This is a genomic window from Balneola sp. (genome assembly GCA_003712055.1).
Classification (GTDB): Bacteria; Bacteroidota; Rhodothermia; order Balneolales; family Balneolaceae; genus RHLJ01.
Genome location: RHLJ01000007.1, coordinates 1 through 15,350 on the forward strand (window position 1 = coordinate 1; position 15,350 = coordinate 15,350).

A 15,350-nucleotide genomic window follows, 5' to 3' on the forward strand; every position below is an offset into this window, starting at 1 on the left:
ACCCGTTCCCATCCCGAACACGGCCGTTAAGCCCTGCAGCGCCGATGGTACTGCTACGCGGTAGAGTAGGTCGCCGCCTCTCCCCCTTTAAAAAACCCCTTCCCCACAAAGAAGGGGTTTTTTTATTGCCATTATTCTCACAATCTTTTTATTATAAATCGTTTTAAAAATCAGCAACAGCTACAAACTAGAAAAAGTTATATGGTATAAGTGCTACAATCGTTCAATAAAAGAGTGTAGTTAAACACTTATGTATTCTATCAAAAAGCTGATTTTATTATCCCTTTTCTTTCCAGTCACAATATATGCCCAAGATATAGGAAGCTGGAATATTTATACCTCAACAAGAACGGTTACCTCGGTTTCTGCTGATGAAAATGCAAATATCTGGATTTCATCAACAGGGGGAGTCGAACACTACAACTCAGGAGACAAGCAAAGAACACTAACAACATTAGACGGATTGTCTAGGTTGGATGGGCAAACTGCGATTTACGATACAAATACATCAAAATTTTTTGTTGGCTATGTGGATGGTAGTATTGATGTAATTGATACAGATTCGTACGAAATAACCAATATTGGAGATATCGAACGGTTTCCAAATTTTACAGAAAAAGGGATTAATGACTTCGCATTGTATGAGAATGAACTATATGTAGCAACAGATTTCGGAATCGTAGTTTTCGACATTGTTGGAGAGTTTGTTACTAATAGCTTTAACTCATTGGGGAGCTTATCAAGAGGAATTTCAGTGGCAGATATAGAGGTAAAAAATGATTCCATTTATTGTGCAACTGCGGAAGGTGTAGCAATTGGAGCTCTGGATGATGAATTAACAGTATCTACCAATTGGATCAGCTATGACGAAAGTAATGGCTTTGTTACAGATATTGTAACTGCAATCGGAGTTCAAGGTTCAAGAATTTATGCCTCCACAGGATCTGAGAATTATTTATTCGAATCAGGTAGTTGGAACACAAATGTACAATTTGGAAGCCGAATTATATCTGATTATCTATTTCTGGATAGCTTTTTTATAGCCTCTTCGGAGCAGACTATTTTCTACGGAATAGATTTAAATTCACTTAACCAGGAAACCGTCGAAACAAATGTTAATTCGGTATTCTTCGAACCCACGAGTGATAATATTTATTTCGGAACCTTCGATAGAGGATCTGGGATATTTAATATTTCTGACGAACAAACTCAGTTCCTTACCCCCGATGGGCCTTATCAGAACTTTTTCTCTGCGTTAAATTTTGATGGAGAAATTTTGATAGCTGCTTCTACAAATGAAAGCGCAAGAAACTCAGCTATCGATAATGGCAAGGGGTATTATATTTTTGAAAATAATGAATGGGTAAATGTGAATTCACAGAATAATACTTCATTAGGTGCTTTAGGCTATAAACAAGCATTTACGTCAACCATCACAGATGAATACTATTATTTCGGAGCATGGGGTCGTGGAGTTGCTCGTCACGCTAAAAACTCAGGAGAAGTAAGAGTATTTGATGAGACCAATTCTACGATAAGAGGCTGGGAAGATGATGATCCACTATTTCCAGTGATTTCAGGACTAGCCACAGATACCAATGATGATGTTTGGTTAGTAAGCCGTTATGGGACAAACCCACTATACTATCAAAGTCCGGGCGATGATGATTGGGTTGCCTTCCCTAAAGTTTCAGGACTAAATAGTCAGGATGAATACGTTGGTTTATTTATTGATTCATTCAATCAGAAATGGATCACTCTGCAAAATAGTACTGTAGACGGAACAGGGTTATTGGTAATAGATACAGGTAACCCTTCAGATGCAAGCGATGATATTGGGGTCAAACTTATTTCGGGAGAGAGTTCAGGTAATCTTCCTGATGAGCAGGTTAATGCAATCATTCAGGATAAAAACGAAGAAGTCTGGATTGGCACAGGAAGAGGGATAGCGCGATTTATATTCCCACAATTTATAACACAAACCTCAAATCCATCTGAAAGAAATGCTCAGTGGTTGATTAATGAAGATACTTCGGCAGTATCAAGATTTTTATTGAGAGATGTAAACGTGTCTGCTATGGCCGTTAATGGAGCGAATGAAAAATGGATAGGAAGTACAAACCAGGGAATATGGGTACTCAATGCAGAAGGTAGCAGAATCGAAAAAAGATTTACAGCAGAAAATAGCCCTTTGATTTCGAATAATATTATCTCGATTGCTGTCAATGATATTACGGGAGAAGTATTTATAGCTACTGATCTAGGCCTTGTAAGCTACCAAGACGTTTCGCAAGGGGCTTTTAGCAGTATGAAAGAGTTAAAAGTATTTCCTAATCCTTTTACATATAGTCGTCATGATCAAATTATAATTGAGGGATTAGTAGATGATACATTAGTTAGAGTTTTGGGAGTAGATGGTACTGTTGTAGCTTCGTTTAATACATCCGGAGGAAGAGTAAGTTGGAATGGTCTTGATAATAGTGGGAACCAGTTGGGTACAGGAGTTTATTTCGTTGTTTCAACCGACAATAGTGGTAGTGAGAAAGGGATTGGAAAAGTAGTCATTATAAAATGATATGGATCTAACCGTTGTCATAGTCAACTTTCAAACACCGGACCTGGTTAAGACAGCAATCGATTCCTTCAAGAAATTCTATCCTGATGTACCACTACTAATCATTGAAAATGGGTCAAAAGATGAGTCTCCAGATGTTATTCGGCTATTAGCTGAAAGCTATAACGAGACAAAAGTCCTTTTTTTAGAAAAAAATATATACCATGGACCTGCAATGGATTTGGCTCTTAGTACGCATATCGATACCGAGTTTGGTTTTTTTCTGGACAGTGATACCGAGACCCTAAAGGAAGGCTTTTTGGAGGAAATGGTATCCCTAGCTGGCAATGATGACCAAAATTATGGAGTAGGAGAATTCAATCGGGTAAACAAAAGAGGATTCTCTGCTAAAGATGGAGTTTTAATTCTATGGACTCCTTATATGCTACTCAGGAAAGATATTTACAAGCAACTATCTCCATTTCACCATCACGGTCAACCTACGTTAGCTAATTTTACAGATGCTGAAAGTAAGGGATATAAACTAGTAGAATTTCCTGTTTCTGAATATATAGATCACAAGTGGAGAGGGACTGCTGATCGATTTGGATATGGATTAGGATGGAGAGGGAAATTAGATTACCTGCTTAACAAACTAGGGATGTGATGCGGGAAACCCAATCTCCTGATATTACCATAGTTGTAGTCAACTATAAGGTGAAGGAATATATACTTAACCTTCTGAGCTCAATAAACAAAGCTCAGGGAAAATTAGTACTTCAAATAATTGTCGTTGATAACAACTCTCAGGACGATTCAATTGAGTTTTTGCAATCCCGCTTTCCTGATGTTACCTACATATCAAATACCGAAAATCTGGGTTTTGGAAAAGCCAATAACCAGGCCATAGAAGTAGCAGAGGGAAAATATGCGCTCATCATTAACCCGGATACACTAGTAAGTGAAGACACGCTTTCAGAATTAATAAAGCATATGGAAGCGAATCCGGATTGTGGAGCAGCGGGCTGTAAAATTCTCAACCCCGATGGCAGCTTTGCTCCGGAGTCAAAAAGATCGGTTCCTACCATTTGGTCATCATTTACTAAAGTAACAGGATTAAGTACCCTGTTTCCGAAAAGTAAATTTTTTAGCGAGTACTACCTTGACTGGCTTGATGAAAATGAAAAGTCAAAAGTTCCGGTTCTTTCCGGGTCTTTTATGTTTTGGAGGACTGAATTACTTAAAGAGCTAGGAGGTTTTGACGAACGCTTTTTTATGTATGGAGAAGACATAGATTTGTGCTATCGGGTTCAGGATACAGAGTATCATATCGATTATCTGCCAACAACCTCCATCATCCACTATAAAGGAGAGAGCACCAAAAAAGGAGATTTAAAATATACCTGGATCTTCAACAAGGCTCTTTACCAGTTTTTTGACAAGCATCACAGTTCAAACTATAGTTTTCTCTTTAAGGTATTTATTTATTCTTCAATCTGGGTGAGAGGGATTTTATCACTTATTACTTCGAATCTGAAAGGCATTGGATACATTGCCTCCGATCTGCTCCTTTTTAATATATCTATAGTTCTTGGTTTCTTGATTCGATTTGAGTTTAGTTATGAGGTAGTTTCGAATCTTCAGAATCTCCAATTTCTATGGATTAATGTTCTGGCTTCATTTATTTATGTGATTCTAGGGGCATTTTTAGATCTATTCCGTTCTAACAAAGAATCTATTTCCAACCAGATTAAAGCAATTGGGGCTTCATACGCGGGGGTTGCGCTGGTTACTTTTTTTGTAAGAGAATATGCTTTTTCGAGGTTGGCACTTATTTATGGTCTCGCTAGTGCTTTAATTCTGATGCTAGTTGTAAAAGTAATTCAGATCAATAAGTCTAAATCAGATACAAAAGTAACAGGTAAGCTCAAACGATTAAAAGTACTAATTGTAGGAAACGAAGAAGAGACTTCTGAAATCAGAACTAAAATTCATTCCAGACCTGATTGGAATTATGAGGTAATTGGGAGAATATCACCAACCGAGACACAGTCCGGTGCGCTGGGTACAGTATCTCAATTAAAGGATTTGATAAGAGCTTACCAGGTAGACCAGGTCTTTTTTGCACTTAAATCGATAAGCTATAAAGAAATGCTTCTCCAAATATCAGATTTGCAAAATGAGAAAGTAGTGTTCAAGCTGGTACCCGACTCTATGGACTTTATCCTTGGTAAATCAAATGTTGAGTATCTGGAGTCAATACCACTGGTTCAGGTTCAATTCGATTATTCAAAAACAATCAATCAGCTTTTAAAGAGGTTGTTTGATATCGTGTTCTCAGCACCACTATTAGTTGTACTTCTGCTATTAACCCTTCCTTCCTTGTTATTCACAAGTTCCAAAAAGATCAAAGCTGGTTCGCTTACTTTCTATGAAAACCCTCAGAAAAATAAGTGGAAGAATAGAGTTCGGTTACTTTGGTTCGTTTTTACAGGTAGAATGAGCTTTGTAGGAAATGCGGTTTATTCAACAAGAAGCACGAGGCTAAAGCCTGGTTTTACGGGAAATGTCCAGATGAACAAACCACGTATCCAAACTACTTCGGACGAAGAGAACTATGAGCTCTATTATTTGCAGAATTATTCTATTTGGATGGATATAGATATACTTATGAAGATGATTTTTTCCACCCATCAATTTGCTGACGATTTAGAGGCGGCAGCAAAAGAAGGTGCTTAAATCCGTTCATCCACCTGTTGAGCCATTTTAGGATACCATTCCCCGAAGGTGTCATTAGCAATATGGACTCTGATCTCATTCATTAGCCACAAATAGAAGGTAAGATTGTGAACAGAGGCCAAAGCTAACCCAAATATTTCATTGGCTTTTAAAAGATGGTGAATATATGCCATCGAATATGTATTGCATAAATCTGATGGAAAGTCGGGGTCCAATAATTCATGATGATCTTTCCACTTGGAATTTCGAAGATTAACTTTGCCAAATCGAGTGAAAATCATTCCATTGCGGGCATTCCGGGTAGGCATAACACAATCAAACATATCAATGCCTCGGGCAACAGATTCGATTAAGTTAGCTGGAGTTCCTACCCCCATTAAATACCTCGGTTTATTTTCGGGTAGGTAATCGGTATTTAAGTCGGTCATTTCGTACATAAGCGGAATAGGTTCTCCTACGCTTAACCCTCCAATAGCTATCCCCTCAAAATCCTGATCGACCATAAACTTGGAAGATTCAATACGAAGATCTTTATAGGTGCCACCTTGAATAATTCCGAACTGAAATTGTTTATGACCATATAGCTCTGTGGTATCAAGAAATTGTTTTCGTCCTCTTTTTGCCCAACGGTGAGTTAATTCCATGGAATTCTTGGCATATTCATAACTACTGGGATAAGGCGGGCACTCATCTAGCAACATCATGATATCAGAACCCAATATTCGCTGTATGTCAACTACATTTTCGGGAGTAAAGAGGTGCTTTGAGCCATCAATATGACTTTTAAAGAAAGCACCTTCCTCTTCTAGTTTTCGATTCTGAGACAAAGAAAAAATCTGATAGCCACCAGAATCGGTTAGGATAGGTCGATCCCAATTAATGAACTTGTGTAATCCTCCTGCTTTACTCATGATATTTACACCTGGCCTCAAGTAAAGGTGGTAGGTATTACCAAGTATGATCTGTGCTTTAATTTGATGGAGAAGTTGATGTTGAGATACGGCCTTTACAGTGCCCAGTGTTCCAACAGGCATGAATATGGGTGTTTCAATTTCACCATGATCAGTTTGCAGCTTTCCAAGACGAGCTTTGGTAGTAGAACAAGAAGCTAAATGCGTATACAATAGAAGATTATAAGTGATTACAAAGTTATGCCGCGTGTATAAAAATGCTTATTTTCGGCGACTAATAAAGTAAGCAAACCATGGAATTAATTTCATTTGAGTAAGCTAAAAAGATATCGTGAGGTAATATTTACCAGCTTGATGGATTTTCTGATAGTCTTGGCAAGTTGGTTCATTTTCCACATTTTCTTTACAGAAAGTATTGATATGTACCTGAGACATTTCAATATAGATCTCGTAACTGCAGGCGTATCTGTATGTTCATATTGGATTTTGGTTTTTGTGGTATCCGGGCTTTATAAGAAATTGTACCTGGTTTCCAGATTGGATGAGTTTTTTAAAGTATTTAAATCCACTTCTGTAGGTGCTCTGATACTCTATTTTATCTGGGATTTTGGTGATTCAGCCTCCTTTTCAGTAGATCGGAATCTCATCTTTTTTTATTGGGTATTCGTTTTTGGTTTTACGGCTATAAATCGATTTATAATCCGTACAGTGCAAAGAGTATATGCGCAAAGAGGAAGAGGTCTTCACAGAACCATTATTGTAGGTACCGGGAGACATGCTAAAGTTGCATATGATGATCTAATGCGTAATAAAACACTGGGTATGGAGGTGTTAGGATACATCCAGGTTAATGGAAAGTCAGTAGATCCCGAATCTGGAATTCAAAAAGAAGAAGTGATCGGGCATCTTGAGAATATTTCTAAGATCATTGAATCCCGACAGATACAGGATATCCTTGTTGCTGTTGAGCCGGAAAGGAAAAGAGATTTAGTACAGGTAATCTCACAGGTGGATCATCCCGATGTAACACTCAAACTCCTACCAGATTTCTATCAACTCGTAAGTGGTTTAAACAAGACCAACCAGATTTTTGGAATGCCCTTGATTGAAATTTCTCCCGAACCAATGCCACTTTGGGAGAAGGCAATTAAGAGATTGTTGGATGTCACAGTTTCTGTGGTGGTACTTACTCTCGCGATTCCTTTTTGGGGTATTATTGCACTTTTGATAAAAATGGATTCTTCAGGGCCGGTAATCTATCATCAAAAAAGAGTGGGGAGAAGGGGGCGGCCATTTACGATTTTTAAGTTTAGAACCATGTACCAGGATGCCGAATCTAAAACCGGTCCAACATGGGCAAAGGAAAATGATCCTAGGGTAACAAGAGTTGGTTATTGGTTAAGGAAATTGAGACTTGATGAAATTCCTCAGCTTTGGAATGTATTAAGAGGTACAATGAGTCTCGTTGGGCCTCGTCCCGAAAGGCCACACTTTGTAGAACAATTCAAACATCAGATACCACTCTATACCCGAAGATTGAGAGTAAGACCGGGTATTACCGGCTGGGCACAAGTAAAATGGAAGTACGATTCCTCTCTCGATGATGTAAAAGAGAAAACTAAATACGATCTCTTTTATGTAGAGAACATTTCGTTAAAAATGGATATGAAAATTCTCATTATCACTGTTCTCACAATGATTAAAGGCAAGGGGTTCTAAATGGAGAATAAAGCCCTTGTTGTAATCCCAACGTACAATGAATCCGGTAATATAAAGCGGATGATAGACAGACTTATGGGTCTGGATGAAGAAGTGGATGTACTGATTGTTGATGATGGTTCACCAGATAATACCGCTGACCTGGTTCGGGAGGCTCAGCAACAATATGCCGATAGAGTATTCCTGATTGAAAGAGAAGGAAAATTAGGGCTGGGAACAGCATACGTTGCTGGGTTTAAATATGCCTTGGAGAACGGATATGAATACGTTTGTGAGATGGATGCAGACTTTTCTCATCCCCCTGAGGATGTGCCAAAACTGATTAGGGAAGTAAGGCATGGAAATGCAGATTTGGCAATCGGATCAAGATATGTTAACGGCATTAGTATTGTAAACTGGCCATTAAGCCGATTAATACTTTCTTATGGGGCAAATATTTATGCTCGAACCATTACCGGCCTCCCGGTTTTTGATACTACCGCTGGGTTTAAATGTATTCATCGTCGGGTTATTGAGAATATTACACTTGATAGGATTAAGTCGAACGGGTACGCATTTCAAATTGAACTTCATTTCAGGGCTTGGAAAGCAGGTTTTACACTAAAAGAGGTTTCCATCATTTTCAAGGAGAGAGAAGAAGGAGTCTCAAAAATGTCCAAAAGAATTGTAAGAGAGGCCATGTGGAGAGTTTGGGCATTAAAAGTACGCAGCATATTTGGAGCACTTTAGCCAATTAGTTCCTTATATTCTTTCGCTTAAATTAACATAAGGCATCTATGCAATATCTGGATTTTGAACAGCCCATTGCCGACTTAGAAAAAAAGATTGAAGAGTTGGAAGGGTTATCATCAGTTGGAGACGGAGTTCTAAACAAAGAAATAACCAGTCTTAGAAAAAAAGTAGATAGTTTAAGAGAAAGCATCTTTAAGAATCTTACCAGATGGCAAAGAGTTCAGCTTGCCAGACACCCTGATCGCCCATACACCCTCGATTATATTGAACTAATTACCAACGATTTCATTGAGCTCCATGGAGATCGTTATCACTCCGATGATAAAGCAATTGTAGGCGGTTTTGCTAAGCTTGATGGAGATACTGTAATGGTAATAGGTCACCAAAAAGGGCGCGATACAGCTAAAAGAACATATCGGAATTTTGGAATGGCAAATCCAGAAGGCTATAGAAAAGCTTATCGATTGATGAAGCTGGCAGAAAAATTTGGAGTGCCAATTATAACTCTACTAGATACACCGGGAGCCTTCCCTGGCTTGGAAGCTGAGGAACGTGGACAGGCGGAAGCGATCGCAAAGAACCTTAAGATGATGGCGACTTTAAAGGTTCCTTTTGTAACTATTGTGATTGGCGAAGGAGCCAGTGGAGGGGCTATTGGAATTGGAATGGGAAATGAAGTCTATATGATGGAAAATACATGGTATTCGGTGATCTCGCCTGAATCATGTTCATCTATTCTTTGGAAGACCTGGGATTATAAGGAACAAGCCGCCGAAGTATTGAAATTAACTGCGTCTGATCTTCAGGAACTGAAAGTAATTGACGGGGTAATTCCTGAACCAATGGGCGGGGCTCACCGTGATCATAAAGCAGCTGCTGAAGCAGTAAAAAAACAAATTACTGAAAGCTTGGCCCGACTCAAGAAAATGAAGCCCGCTAAACTTATAGAGCAGCGCATTGACAAATATGCTGCTATGGGAGCTTATCAAAAGGGTTAATCATTGAAATTTCCCAAACAAGACCCTCTTATCGAGTTTGATTACTCGTTACGGTCTCGCTATAGTGAAACCGATAAAATGGGCTATGTTTATAATGGGAGATACCTGGAGTATTTCGAGGCAGCCAGAACAGAAATGATCCGTTCATACGGTTTATCCTACCGGAATATGGAAGATGAGGGAATAATGCTTCCGGTTATAAATGCAGAGCTAGAATATAAATCGCCTGTATTTTATGACGAGGAAATTAACATTAAAGTATTACTCTACGAAGTTCCTGTTGCCAGATTAGTAACCTATTACAAAGTAGTAGCTAATGAAAGGCAGAAGCTTTGTGTAGAAGGGAAGGTTGTACTTTGTTTTATGGACGAGGAAACTCGCAGGCCCATCCGTGCTCCAAAGTTTTTTCTCGATTCGATACCTAATTTCTCGAAATGAGATGAATGTCCAGCCACATCAACAACCGCTTTATTTTTTGCTTGCTGTGGTAAGTATCGGCTTATTTACGATTGCTCTTGGTCCTGGGCTATTCCACCAGCCTGATATGTTCGGTTATAGTTGGCAGCATAGGTTTTTTGATATAGTATGCCATCAAATGCACGACCGATCATATTCATTACATGGAGCTTCATTAGCAGTTTGTTCGAGGTGCACAGGTATTTATGGCGGTTTTGCATTAGCTGTTTTATTACTGCCTGTAGTTAGTCGTCATTTCACTGTAATAAACTCCTTTTTTTTGAAACTAATAGTAGCATCTATCGTGGTTAATTTGCTGGATGTACTGGGAAATCATATTGGGATTTGGACGAATACTTTACATTCACGATTTTTGCTTGGTGCATGGTTTGGAGTTGCTACAGCATTATTTTTAACTACTGAATTTTTTAAACAAACTCACAAAACGGAGGAAGATTATGGAAAATGAAGAATATCCAAGTTATTGGTCATCGGTGTTTATTGGAGCAATCATTGTTGGTCTCATAATGTCAGTATTAGGATTGCTAAGTCAATACATGACCATTAACAGTGAACCCACAGGTGCTCCATTTGGATTGCCCCAATTGATCGGGATCCTAGTGTGTTTAGTTGGTGCAATTGGGGGATTCTTTGGTGTACGGCACTATGCTAAAGAAAATGAGATTACTTTTCCGATTGGAAAAGGAGCACTTATAGGACTATTTGTAGGTTTAGTAGGAACCTTGATCAGTACAGTTATCTCTATAATTTGGACATATCTGATTGATCCGGATTTAGGTCAGGCAGTGTATGACTGGAGTATTGCTAACCTTGAAGCAATGGGATTAACGGATGATCAATTAGAAGCTCAAATGAGATTTATTCCCGAGCCAAACTCTACCTCAGCAATGATAACACAAACAGGTATTTGGTTAGCTGTGCTTGGAATCCTCAACTCAGTTTCCGGGTTAATTGGTGCAAAAGTCTTTGCTAGCGAAGACGAGGATTAATTTCTAAGCAATTTATGGAAGAGGAAAAGTACTCTACTCAAAAAAACAACGATATTTCTTACGAACGAGTGGAGACTCCTCCTCTTCTTTCCTGTGTTGAGAAAAATGGGTTTTCGCATTGGGCTCTTGCCTTTGCTTGGATGCTATTCGGACTCATCGCATTTCAAGTCGTAGCAAATGTACTTGCGCTTATATTTATACTCCCTCATGTTTCAGATCCTACCAATGCCGATGCATTAATGGTAGCCATACAGGAGAACCTGAATTCAACCTTTGTAGCTAATTCTATAGGTCAGTTTCTTGTGATAGGATTGGCATCATATCTAATTTCTAAAGTACATGCTCCAAAGGGAAAACATCATGAATTCCTAAGACTTAAAGGAGCTCCAAAACTTGGTCTAAATACGGGTTTATCCATCCTACTATTAGTTTCCTCATGGGGAGTAGTGAACTTTCTTGGATGGCTGAACATGGGTTTCATAGACTGGTTAATAAGCGTTTTCCCAGCTTTGGAGCTCATTAAAGAGCTTCAGCAGCAGATGGCTGAGCTTATTACCAGTTTCATTAAAACAGAGAATTCATTGTTCTATGGACTGATCTATATAGCTCTTGTGCCCGCTATTTTTGAGGAGATCATGTTTAGGGGATACATTCAAAGAGCTCTTGAAAAAAGCTGGGGAGTATGGGCAGCAATGATTGTATCCAGCCTCATGTTTGGGGCATACCACCTTCAAGCCGGAGCTGTTTTACCGTTGGCTTTTATCGGGTTCGTTTTAGCTTACGTGACCTATATATCAGACAGTCTCATTCCCGCAATGGTTCTTCATTTTATTAATAATGGAAGCCAGGTAGTGTATGGATCACTAAATCCAGAGTTTTTAGAACAAACAGCTTCTTCTGATATAGGAATGCCCTGGGGAATTGTAATTCTTAGTATGATTATTTGTCCGGCATTGTTTTTATTAATGCATAAGTTGAATCCTAAACGCCAGCTATGAGTTTATTTGATCATCCAAAACCCAATGAGATAGATAACTGGGTATGTGTACTTGAGGGGAGTACTAATTATGAAGTTGATTTGGCAAGGAATTATCTCTCAAACCTGAAAATCCCATCCAATATCCTATCCAAGAGAGACTCTGCACATAGTTTAGTAGTTGGAGAAATGGCTCTCATCTACTTATATGTTCCTGTTGAGTTTGAGAAGAAAGCAAGGAAAGTACTAAAGGAACTCGAGGAGGGATTATCTGATTTTGATATCAACCCCGAGGGTGAGGAAGAATAGTGAGTGAACTGGCAAAACGGATAGTCTTTGCTATTCCCGCTGCAGCCCTATTCATCTGGATTACCTGGCTTGGAGGGTGGTACTTCAAAGCGATGATGATCGGTATTGGTTTTTTCATCCAGAGTGAAATGATCAAGATTCTTGATGGAGCGAAAAACCCGGTAGACACCTTGTTTCCCTATACCATTGGATTATGGGTTATGCTATCTCAGGAAATACCATTTAGTTTTGAGATAGGGGTTGGGATTTTTGTTCTTTTTGTAGCCGTACAAACTTTTAACAAAAGCGAATTTGATCTGTCAGAACTTACAACCACAGTATTTGCGGGTTTGTATGCACCCATAGGTATTCTATCACTTATTATGATCTCTTCAATTGGTTCATCAGAAGTTGGTTTCACTTTGGTGATGCTATTGGCATTCATGGTATGGGGGAGTGATGTACTTGCCTATTTTGGAGGGAAAGCTTTTGGAAAACATGCTTTAGCACCTTCAATAAGTCCAAATAAAACCTGGGAAGGATTTTTCTTTGGATATCTGGGTAGTGCGATTGGTGCTCTGGCAGTATGGTTTTTATTTCCATATCAGTCTGGGCTCACGCTGGTGAATCTAATCCCGATGGCATTATTAGTAGCCACCTTCGGACCAATTGGTGACTTATTGGAAAGTAAGTTAAAGCGAAAAGCAGGAGTAAAAGACTCATCAACATTACTGCCAGGTCATGGAGGTTTTTTCGATCGATTTGATGCATTAATTCTCGCTGCACCTGTAGCTTTGATTTATCTAAAGGTGTTAGTTGAGATAGGAAACGTTTCCTTCTAAAAAGCTATTCTCTAGAACGAAAAGGAGAACCAATGAAGCATATTCTACTTACCGGGGGAACCGGATTTATTGGACAGGAGTTGAGAACCCTTCTTCTTATGGAGGGGTATTATGTTACTGTAATAACCAGGAATCCCAAGAAGTATGCTGATGAAGCGGCAAAGAACCAGCAATTCATAAGTTGGGAGGATGATCTTACGGAAGCGGTCAACACCTCTGATGCTATTATTCATTTAGCCGGAGAAGGAATTTTTAACCAGCGCTGGAATGAAGAAGTAAAAAAAAGAATCTATGATAGCCGTATCGATTCTACTCGTGCATTAATTGAAGCCATTGAAAAAGCAGAGTCAAAACCGGAAATCTTCATTTCGGCTTCAGCATCCGGTTTTTATGGAAACCAAGGCGATACTTTTTTAGATGAGAGCTACGGGGTATCAAGCGACTTTTTAGCCCAGGTATGCAAAGATTGGGAGGAAGAATCCCAAAAAGTTTCAGGTTTAGGAGTTCGGGTGGTAAACCCTCGTATCGGAATAGTGCTTGAAAAAAATGGTGGCGCTCTAGAAAAGATGCTTACTCCTTTCAAAATAGGAGTGGGCGGTCCGGTGGGTGATGGAAAACAGTATATGAGCTGGATACATAGAATGGATCTTTGCAATGCTCTACTGTTCCCACTAACTAATAAAGAGCTCCAAGGGCCATATAATGTGTGTGCACCAGAACCAGCAACTATGAATGAGTTTGCATCTGTGCTTGCATCGGTACTTAACCGTCCCAATATATTCAGAGTACCAAAATTTGCTCTGGAACTAGTTTATGGTGAAGGAGCCAAGCCCATTATGGACAGCATAAGAATGCAACCTAAAGCTTTACAAGTGCAAGGTTTTGAGTTTCGTTTTGAAGATTTAGAAGAGGCTCTTGCTGATATTTTGGAGTAAGTACATTATTCCGGTTATCTTCAGATTATGAACAGCAAGTTGAAAGATAGAATTTTCTTTATTCTGAACACCATTGCGTTCTGGTTCCTGGCTTTTATGTTCTATGATGTATTTCGTAGAATGGGGCTTTCTGATCAACCAGGAATAGAATTACTGGAGGAGCCTTTAACACGCCTCGAGAATCTCGAATTAAATGGTAAGTTGGGTTTTTTAACCGGGCTATTCTTTAGTCTTATCGAATTCTCTTTTGAAAGGCCGGTATTGAAACGCAGATCATTGGGAATGAGACTGCTTATTAAAAGTGGGGTGTATTTGCTGCTCATGCATATGATTTTGGCAGTGGGCCTTTTTAATTTAAATCGATTTTTAGATACCCCCCTTAGTTTCACTTACAAACAACTTCTTACTAGTGGAGCTGTATGGTCCATAACCATTTACTTCTTCGTTTGTAGTGTATTGTACAGTTTTCTTCGAATGGTAAATGAGAAGTTTGGTCCGGGGGTACTTTGGGATATGATGCGAGGGAAATACCTCAATCCAAGGGTAGAGAAGAAGATTTTCATGTTCCTGGATTTGAAATCCTCCACTGCTCTCGCCGAAAAGATGGGGTACCTGAAATATAGTACCTTGATTCAGCAATGCTTTTATGACTTAAATGAAGTCGTTCAGCAATTTGATGGTCAAATCTATCAATATGTTGGAGATGAAGCGGTAATAGCCTGGGATTATGAAAAAGGAATTAATGAGAATAAGTGTATCGACTGTTATTTCTCTTTCCAGAGGAAATTGTTTAAAAGAAAAGATTTCTATCAATCAGAGTTCGGATTACTTCCCGAATTTAAAGCAGGGTTACATGGCGGAGAATTGGTAGTAACCGAAGTTGGTGTGGTAAAAAAAGAGATAGCCTATCACGGAGACGTGATTAATACTACAGCAAGGATTCAGGCCGAGTGTAATACTTATGGAGAACAACTCCTTATCTCAGAAGAGTTAGTATCGGATTTAGCACTCACGAATCATACTCCTTCATTCATTGGGGAAGTGATGTTGAAAGGCAAAGAGTTGCCCGTGAAATTACATTCGGTAAAAGTTGTATAAATCACTTAGTCCCTTGAAATGCATAAAACTCTCCGTACTTTTAAGTTTATTCCTTCGAAGTCATCCTGAGTGCAGCGAAGGATCAACAGGAA

General features: G+C 39.0%; 15 protein-coding genes and 1 rRNA gene. 15 read left to right on the plus strand and 1 reads right to left on the minus strand.

Annotated features, from left to right (window positions below):
• The 4 genes from rrf to ED557_14620 all read left to right on the plus strand — a co-directional run.
• A 5S ribosomal RNA gene (gene rrf, locus ED557_14605) occupies positions 1–82 on the plus strand; the annotation flags it as partial.
• Between the two features lie 168 nt (positions 83–250).
• Positions 251–2,575 carry a hypothetical protein gene (locus ED557_14610; protein ID RNC79314.1) on the plus strand — a complete coding sequence of 775 codons (2,325 nt, stop codon included), beginning with the start codon at positions 251–253 and terminating at the stop codon, positions 2,573–2,575.
• A gap of 1 nt (position 2,576) precedes the next feature.
• Positions 2,577–3,221, plus strand: a complete 645-nt coding sequence (locus ED557_14615; GenBank protein RNC79315.1) for a glycosyltransferase — start codon at positions 2,577–2,579, stop codon at positions 3,219–3,221.
• Complete coding sequence (locus ED557_14620) at positions 3,221–5,293, plus strand: glycosyltransferase (protein RNC79316.1); 2,073 nt, start codon at positions 3,221–3,223, stop codon at positions 5,291–5,293. The genes ED557_14615 and ED557_14620 overlap by 1 nt, the downstream gene beginning before the upstream one ends.
• Here ED557_14620 and ED557_14625 read toward each other — a convergent pair.
• Positions 5,290–6,417 carry a tRNA guanosine(34) transglycosylase Tgt gene (locus ED557_14625; GenBank protein ID RNC79317.1) on the minus strand — a complete coding sequence of 376 codons (1,128 nt, stop codon included), beginning with the start codon at positions 6,415–6,417 and terminating at the stop codon, positions 5,290–5,292. The genes ED557_14620 and ED557_14625 overlap by 4 nt on opposite strands.
• Positions 6,418–6,558: 141 nt before the next feature.
• Between ED557_14625 and ED557_14630 the strand changes: the two genes are divergently transcribed.
• The 11 genes from ED557_14630 (at position 6,559) to ED557_14680 (ending at position 15,258) form a co-directional block, all read left to right on the plus strand.
• The gene (locus tag ED557_14630) at positions 6,559–7,923 is read left to right on the plus strand and encodes a sugar transferase (protein RNC79318.1); all 1,365 of its coding nucleotides are present in this window, start codon (positions 6,559–6,561) and stop codon (positions 7,921–7,923) included.
• The gene (locus tag ED557_14635; GenBank protein ID RNC79319.1) at positions 7,924–8,652 is read left to right on the plus strand and encodes a polyprenol monophosphomannose synthase; all 729 of its coding nucleotides are present in this window, start codon (positions 7,924–7,926) and stop codon (positions 8,650–8,652) included.
• A gap of 47 nt (positions 8,653–8,699) precedes the next feature.
• The gene (locus ED557_14640) at positions 8,700–9,653 is read left to right on the plus strand and encodes an acetyl-CoA carboxylase carboxyltransferase subunit alpha (protein ID RNC79320.1); all 954 of its coding nucleotides are present in this window, start codon (positions 8,700–8,702) and stop codon (positions 9,651–9,653) included.
• Between the two features lie 78 nt (positions 9,654–9,731).
• Entirely contained in the window at positions 9,732–10,091 is a 360-nt protein-coding gene (locus tag ED557_14645; GenBank protein RNC79516.1) for an acyl-CoA thioesterase, read from the plus strand.
• A 1-nt stretch (position 10,092) separates the two neighbouring features.
• The gene (locus ED557_14650) at positions 10,093–10,578 is read left to right on the plus strand and encodes a DUF2085 domain-containing protein (protein RNC79321.1); all 486 of its coding nucleotides are present in this window, start codon (positions 10,093–10,095) and stop codon (positions 10,576–10,578) included.
• On the plus strand, positions 10,568–11,119 hold the full coding sequence (locus ED557_14655; GenBank protein ID RNC79322.1) for a DUF4199 domain-containing protein: 552 nt from the start codon (positions 10,568–10,570) through the stop codon (positions 11,117–11,119). Before ED557_14650 ends, ED557_14655 begins: the two co-directional genes overlap by 11 nt.
• Before the next feature lie 14 nt (positions 11,120–11,133).
• A complete protein-coding gene (locus ED557_14660; protein ID RNC79323.1) occupies positions 11,134–12,117 on the plus strand; it encodes a CPBP family intramembrane metalloprotease in 984 nt (327 codons plus the stop codon).
• A complete protein-coding gene (locus tag ED557_14665; protein RNC79324.1) occupies positions 12,114–12,404 on the plus strand; it encodes a hypothetical protein in 291 nt (96 codons plus the stop codon). The genes ED557_14660 and ED557_14665 overlap by 4 nt, the downstream gene beginning before the upstream one ends.
• On the plus strand, positions 12,404–13,225 hold the full coding sequence (locus ED557_14670) for a phosphatidate cytidylyltransferase (protein ID RNC79325.1): 822 nt from the start codon (positions 12,404–12,406) through the stop codon (positions 13,223–13,225). The genes ED557_14665 and ED557_14670 overlap by 1 nt, the downstream gene beginning before the upstream one ends.
• 32 nt (positions 13,226–13,257) lie before the next feature.
• A complete protein-coding gene (locus tag ED557_14675) occupies positions 13,258–14,160 on the plus strand; it encodes a TIGR01777 family protein (GenBank protein RNC79326.1) in 903 nt (300 codons plus the stop codon).
• Positions 14,161–14,187: 27 nt separating this feature from the next.
• On the plus strand, positions 14,188–15,258 hold the full coding sequence (locus tag ED557_14680) for an adenylate/guanylate cyclase domain-containing protein (GenBank protein RNC79327.1): 1,071 nt from the start codon (positions 14,188–14,190) through the stop codon (positions 15,256–15,258).
• Positions 15,259–15,350 lie beyond the last annotated feature (92 nt).

Excerpts from the sequence above, each read along its gene's own strand:
- ED557_14630 (RNC79318.1), top strand. The coding sequence starts at position 6,559 with ATGGATTTTCTGATAGTCTTGGCAAGTTGGTTCATTTTCCACATTTTC.
- ED557_14620 (RNC79316.1), top strand. The coding sequence starts at position 3,221 with ATGCGGGAAACCCAATCTCCTGATATTACCATAGTTGTAGTCAACTAT.
- ED557_14675 (RNC79326.1), top strand. The coding sequence starts at position 13,258 with ATGAAGCATATTCTACTTACCGGGGGAACCGGATTTATTGGACAGGAG.
- ED557_14680 (RNC79327.1), top strand. The coding sequence starts at position 14,188 with ATGAACAGCAAGTTGAAAGATAGAATTTTCTTTATTCTGAACACCATT.
- ED557_14655 (RNC79322.1), top strand. The coding sequence starts at position 10,568 with ATGGAAAATGAAGAATATCCAAGTTATTGGTCATCGGTGTTTATTGGA.
- ED557_14615 (RNC79315.1), top strand. The coding sequence starts at position 2,577 with ATGGATCTAACCGTTGTCATAGTCAACTTTCAAACACCGGACCTGGTT.
- ED557_14660 (RNC79323.1), top strand. The coding sequence starts at position 11,134 with ATGGAAGAGGAAAAGTACTCTACTCAAAAAAACAACGATATTTCTTAC.
- ED557_14665 (RNC79324.1), top strand. The coding sequence starts at position 12,114 with ATGAGTTTATTTGATCATCCAAAACCCAATGAGATAGATAACTGGGTA.
- ED557_14635 (RNC79319.1), top strand. The coding sequence starts at position 7,924 with ATGGAGAATAAAGCCCTTGTTGTAATCCCAACGTACAATGAATCCGGT.
- ED557_14610 (RNC79314.1), top strand. The coding sequence starts at position 251 with ATGTATTCTATCAAAAAGCTGATTTTATTATCCCTTTTCTTTCCAGTC.
- ED557_14645 (RNC79516.1), top strand. The coding sequence starts at position 9,732 with ATGGGCTATGTTTATAATGGGAGATACCTGGAGTATTTCGAGGCAGCC.
- ED557_14640 (RNC79320.1), top strand. The coding sequence starts at position 8,700 with ATGCAATATCTGGATTTTGAACAGCCCATTGCCGACTTAGAAAAAAAG.
- ED557_14650 (RNC79321.1), top strand. The coding sequence starts at position 10,093 with ATGAATGTCCAGCCACATCAACAACCGCTTTATTTTTTGCTTGCTGTG.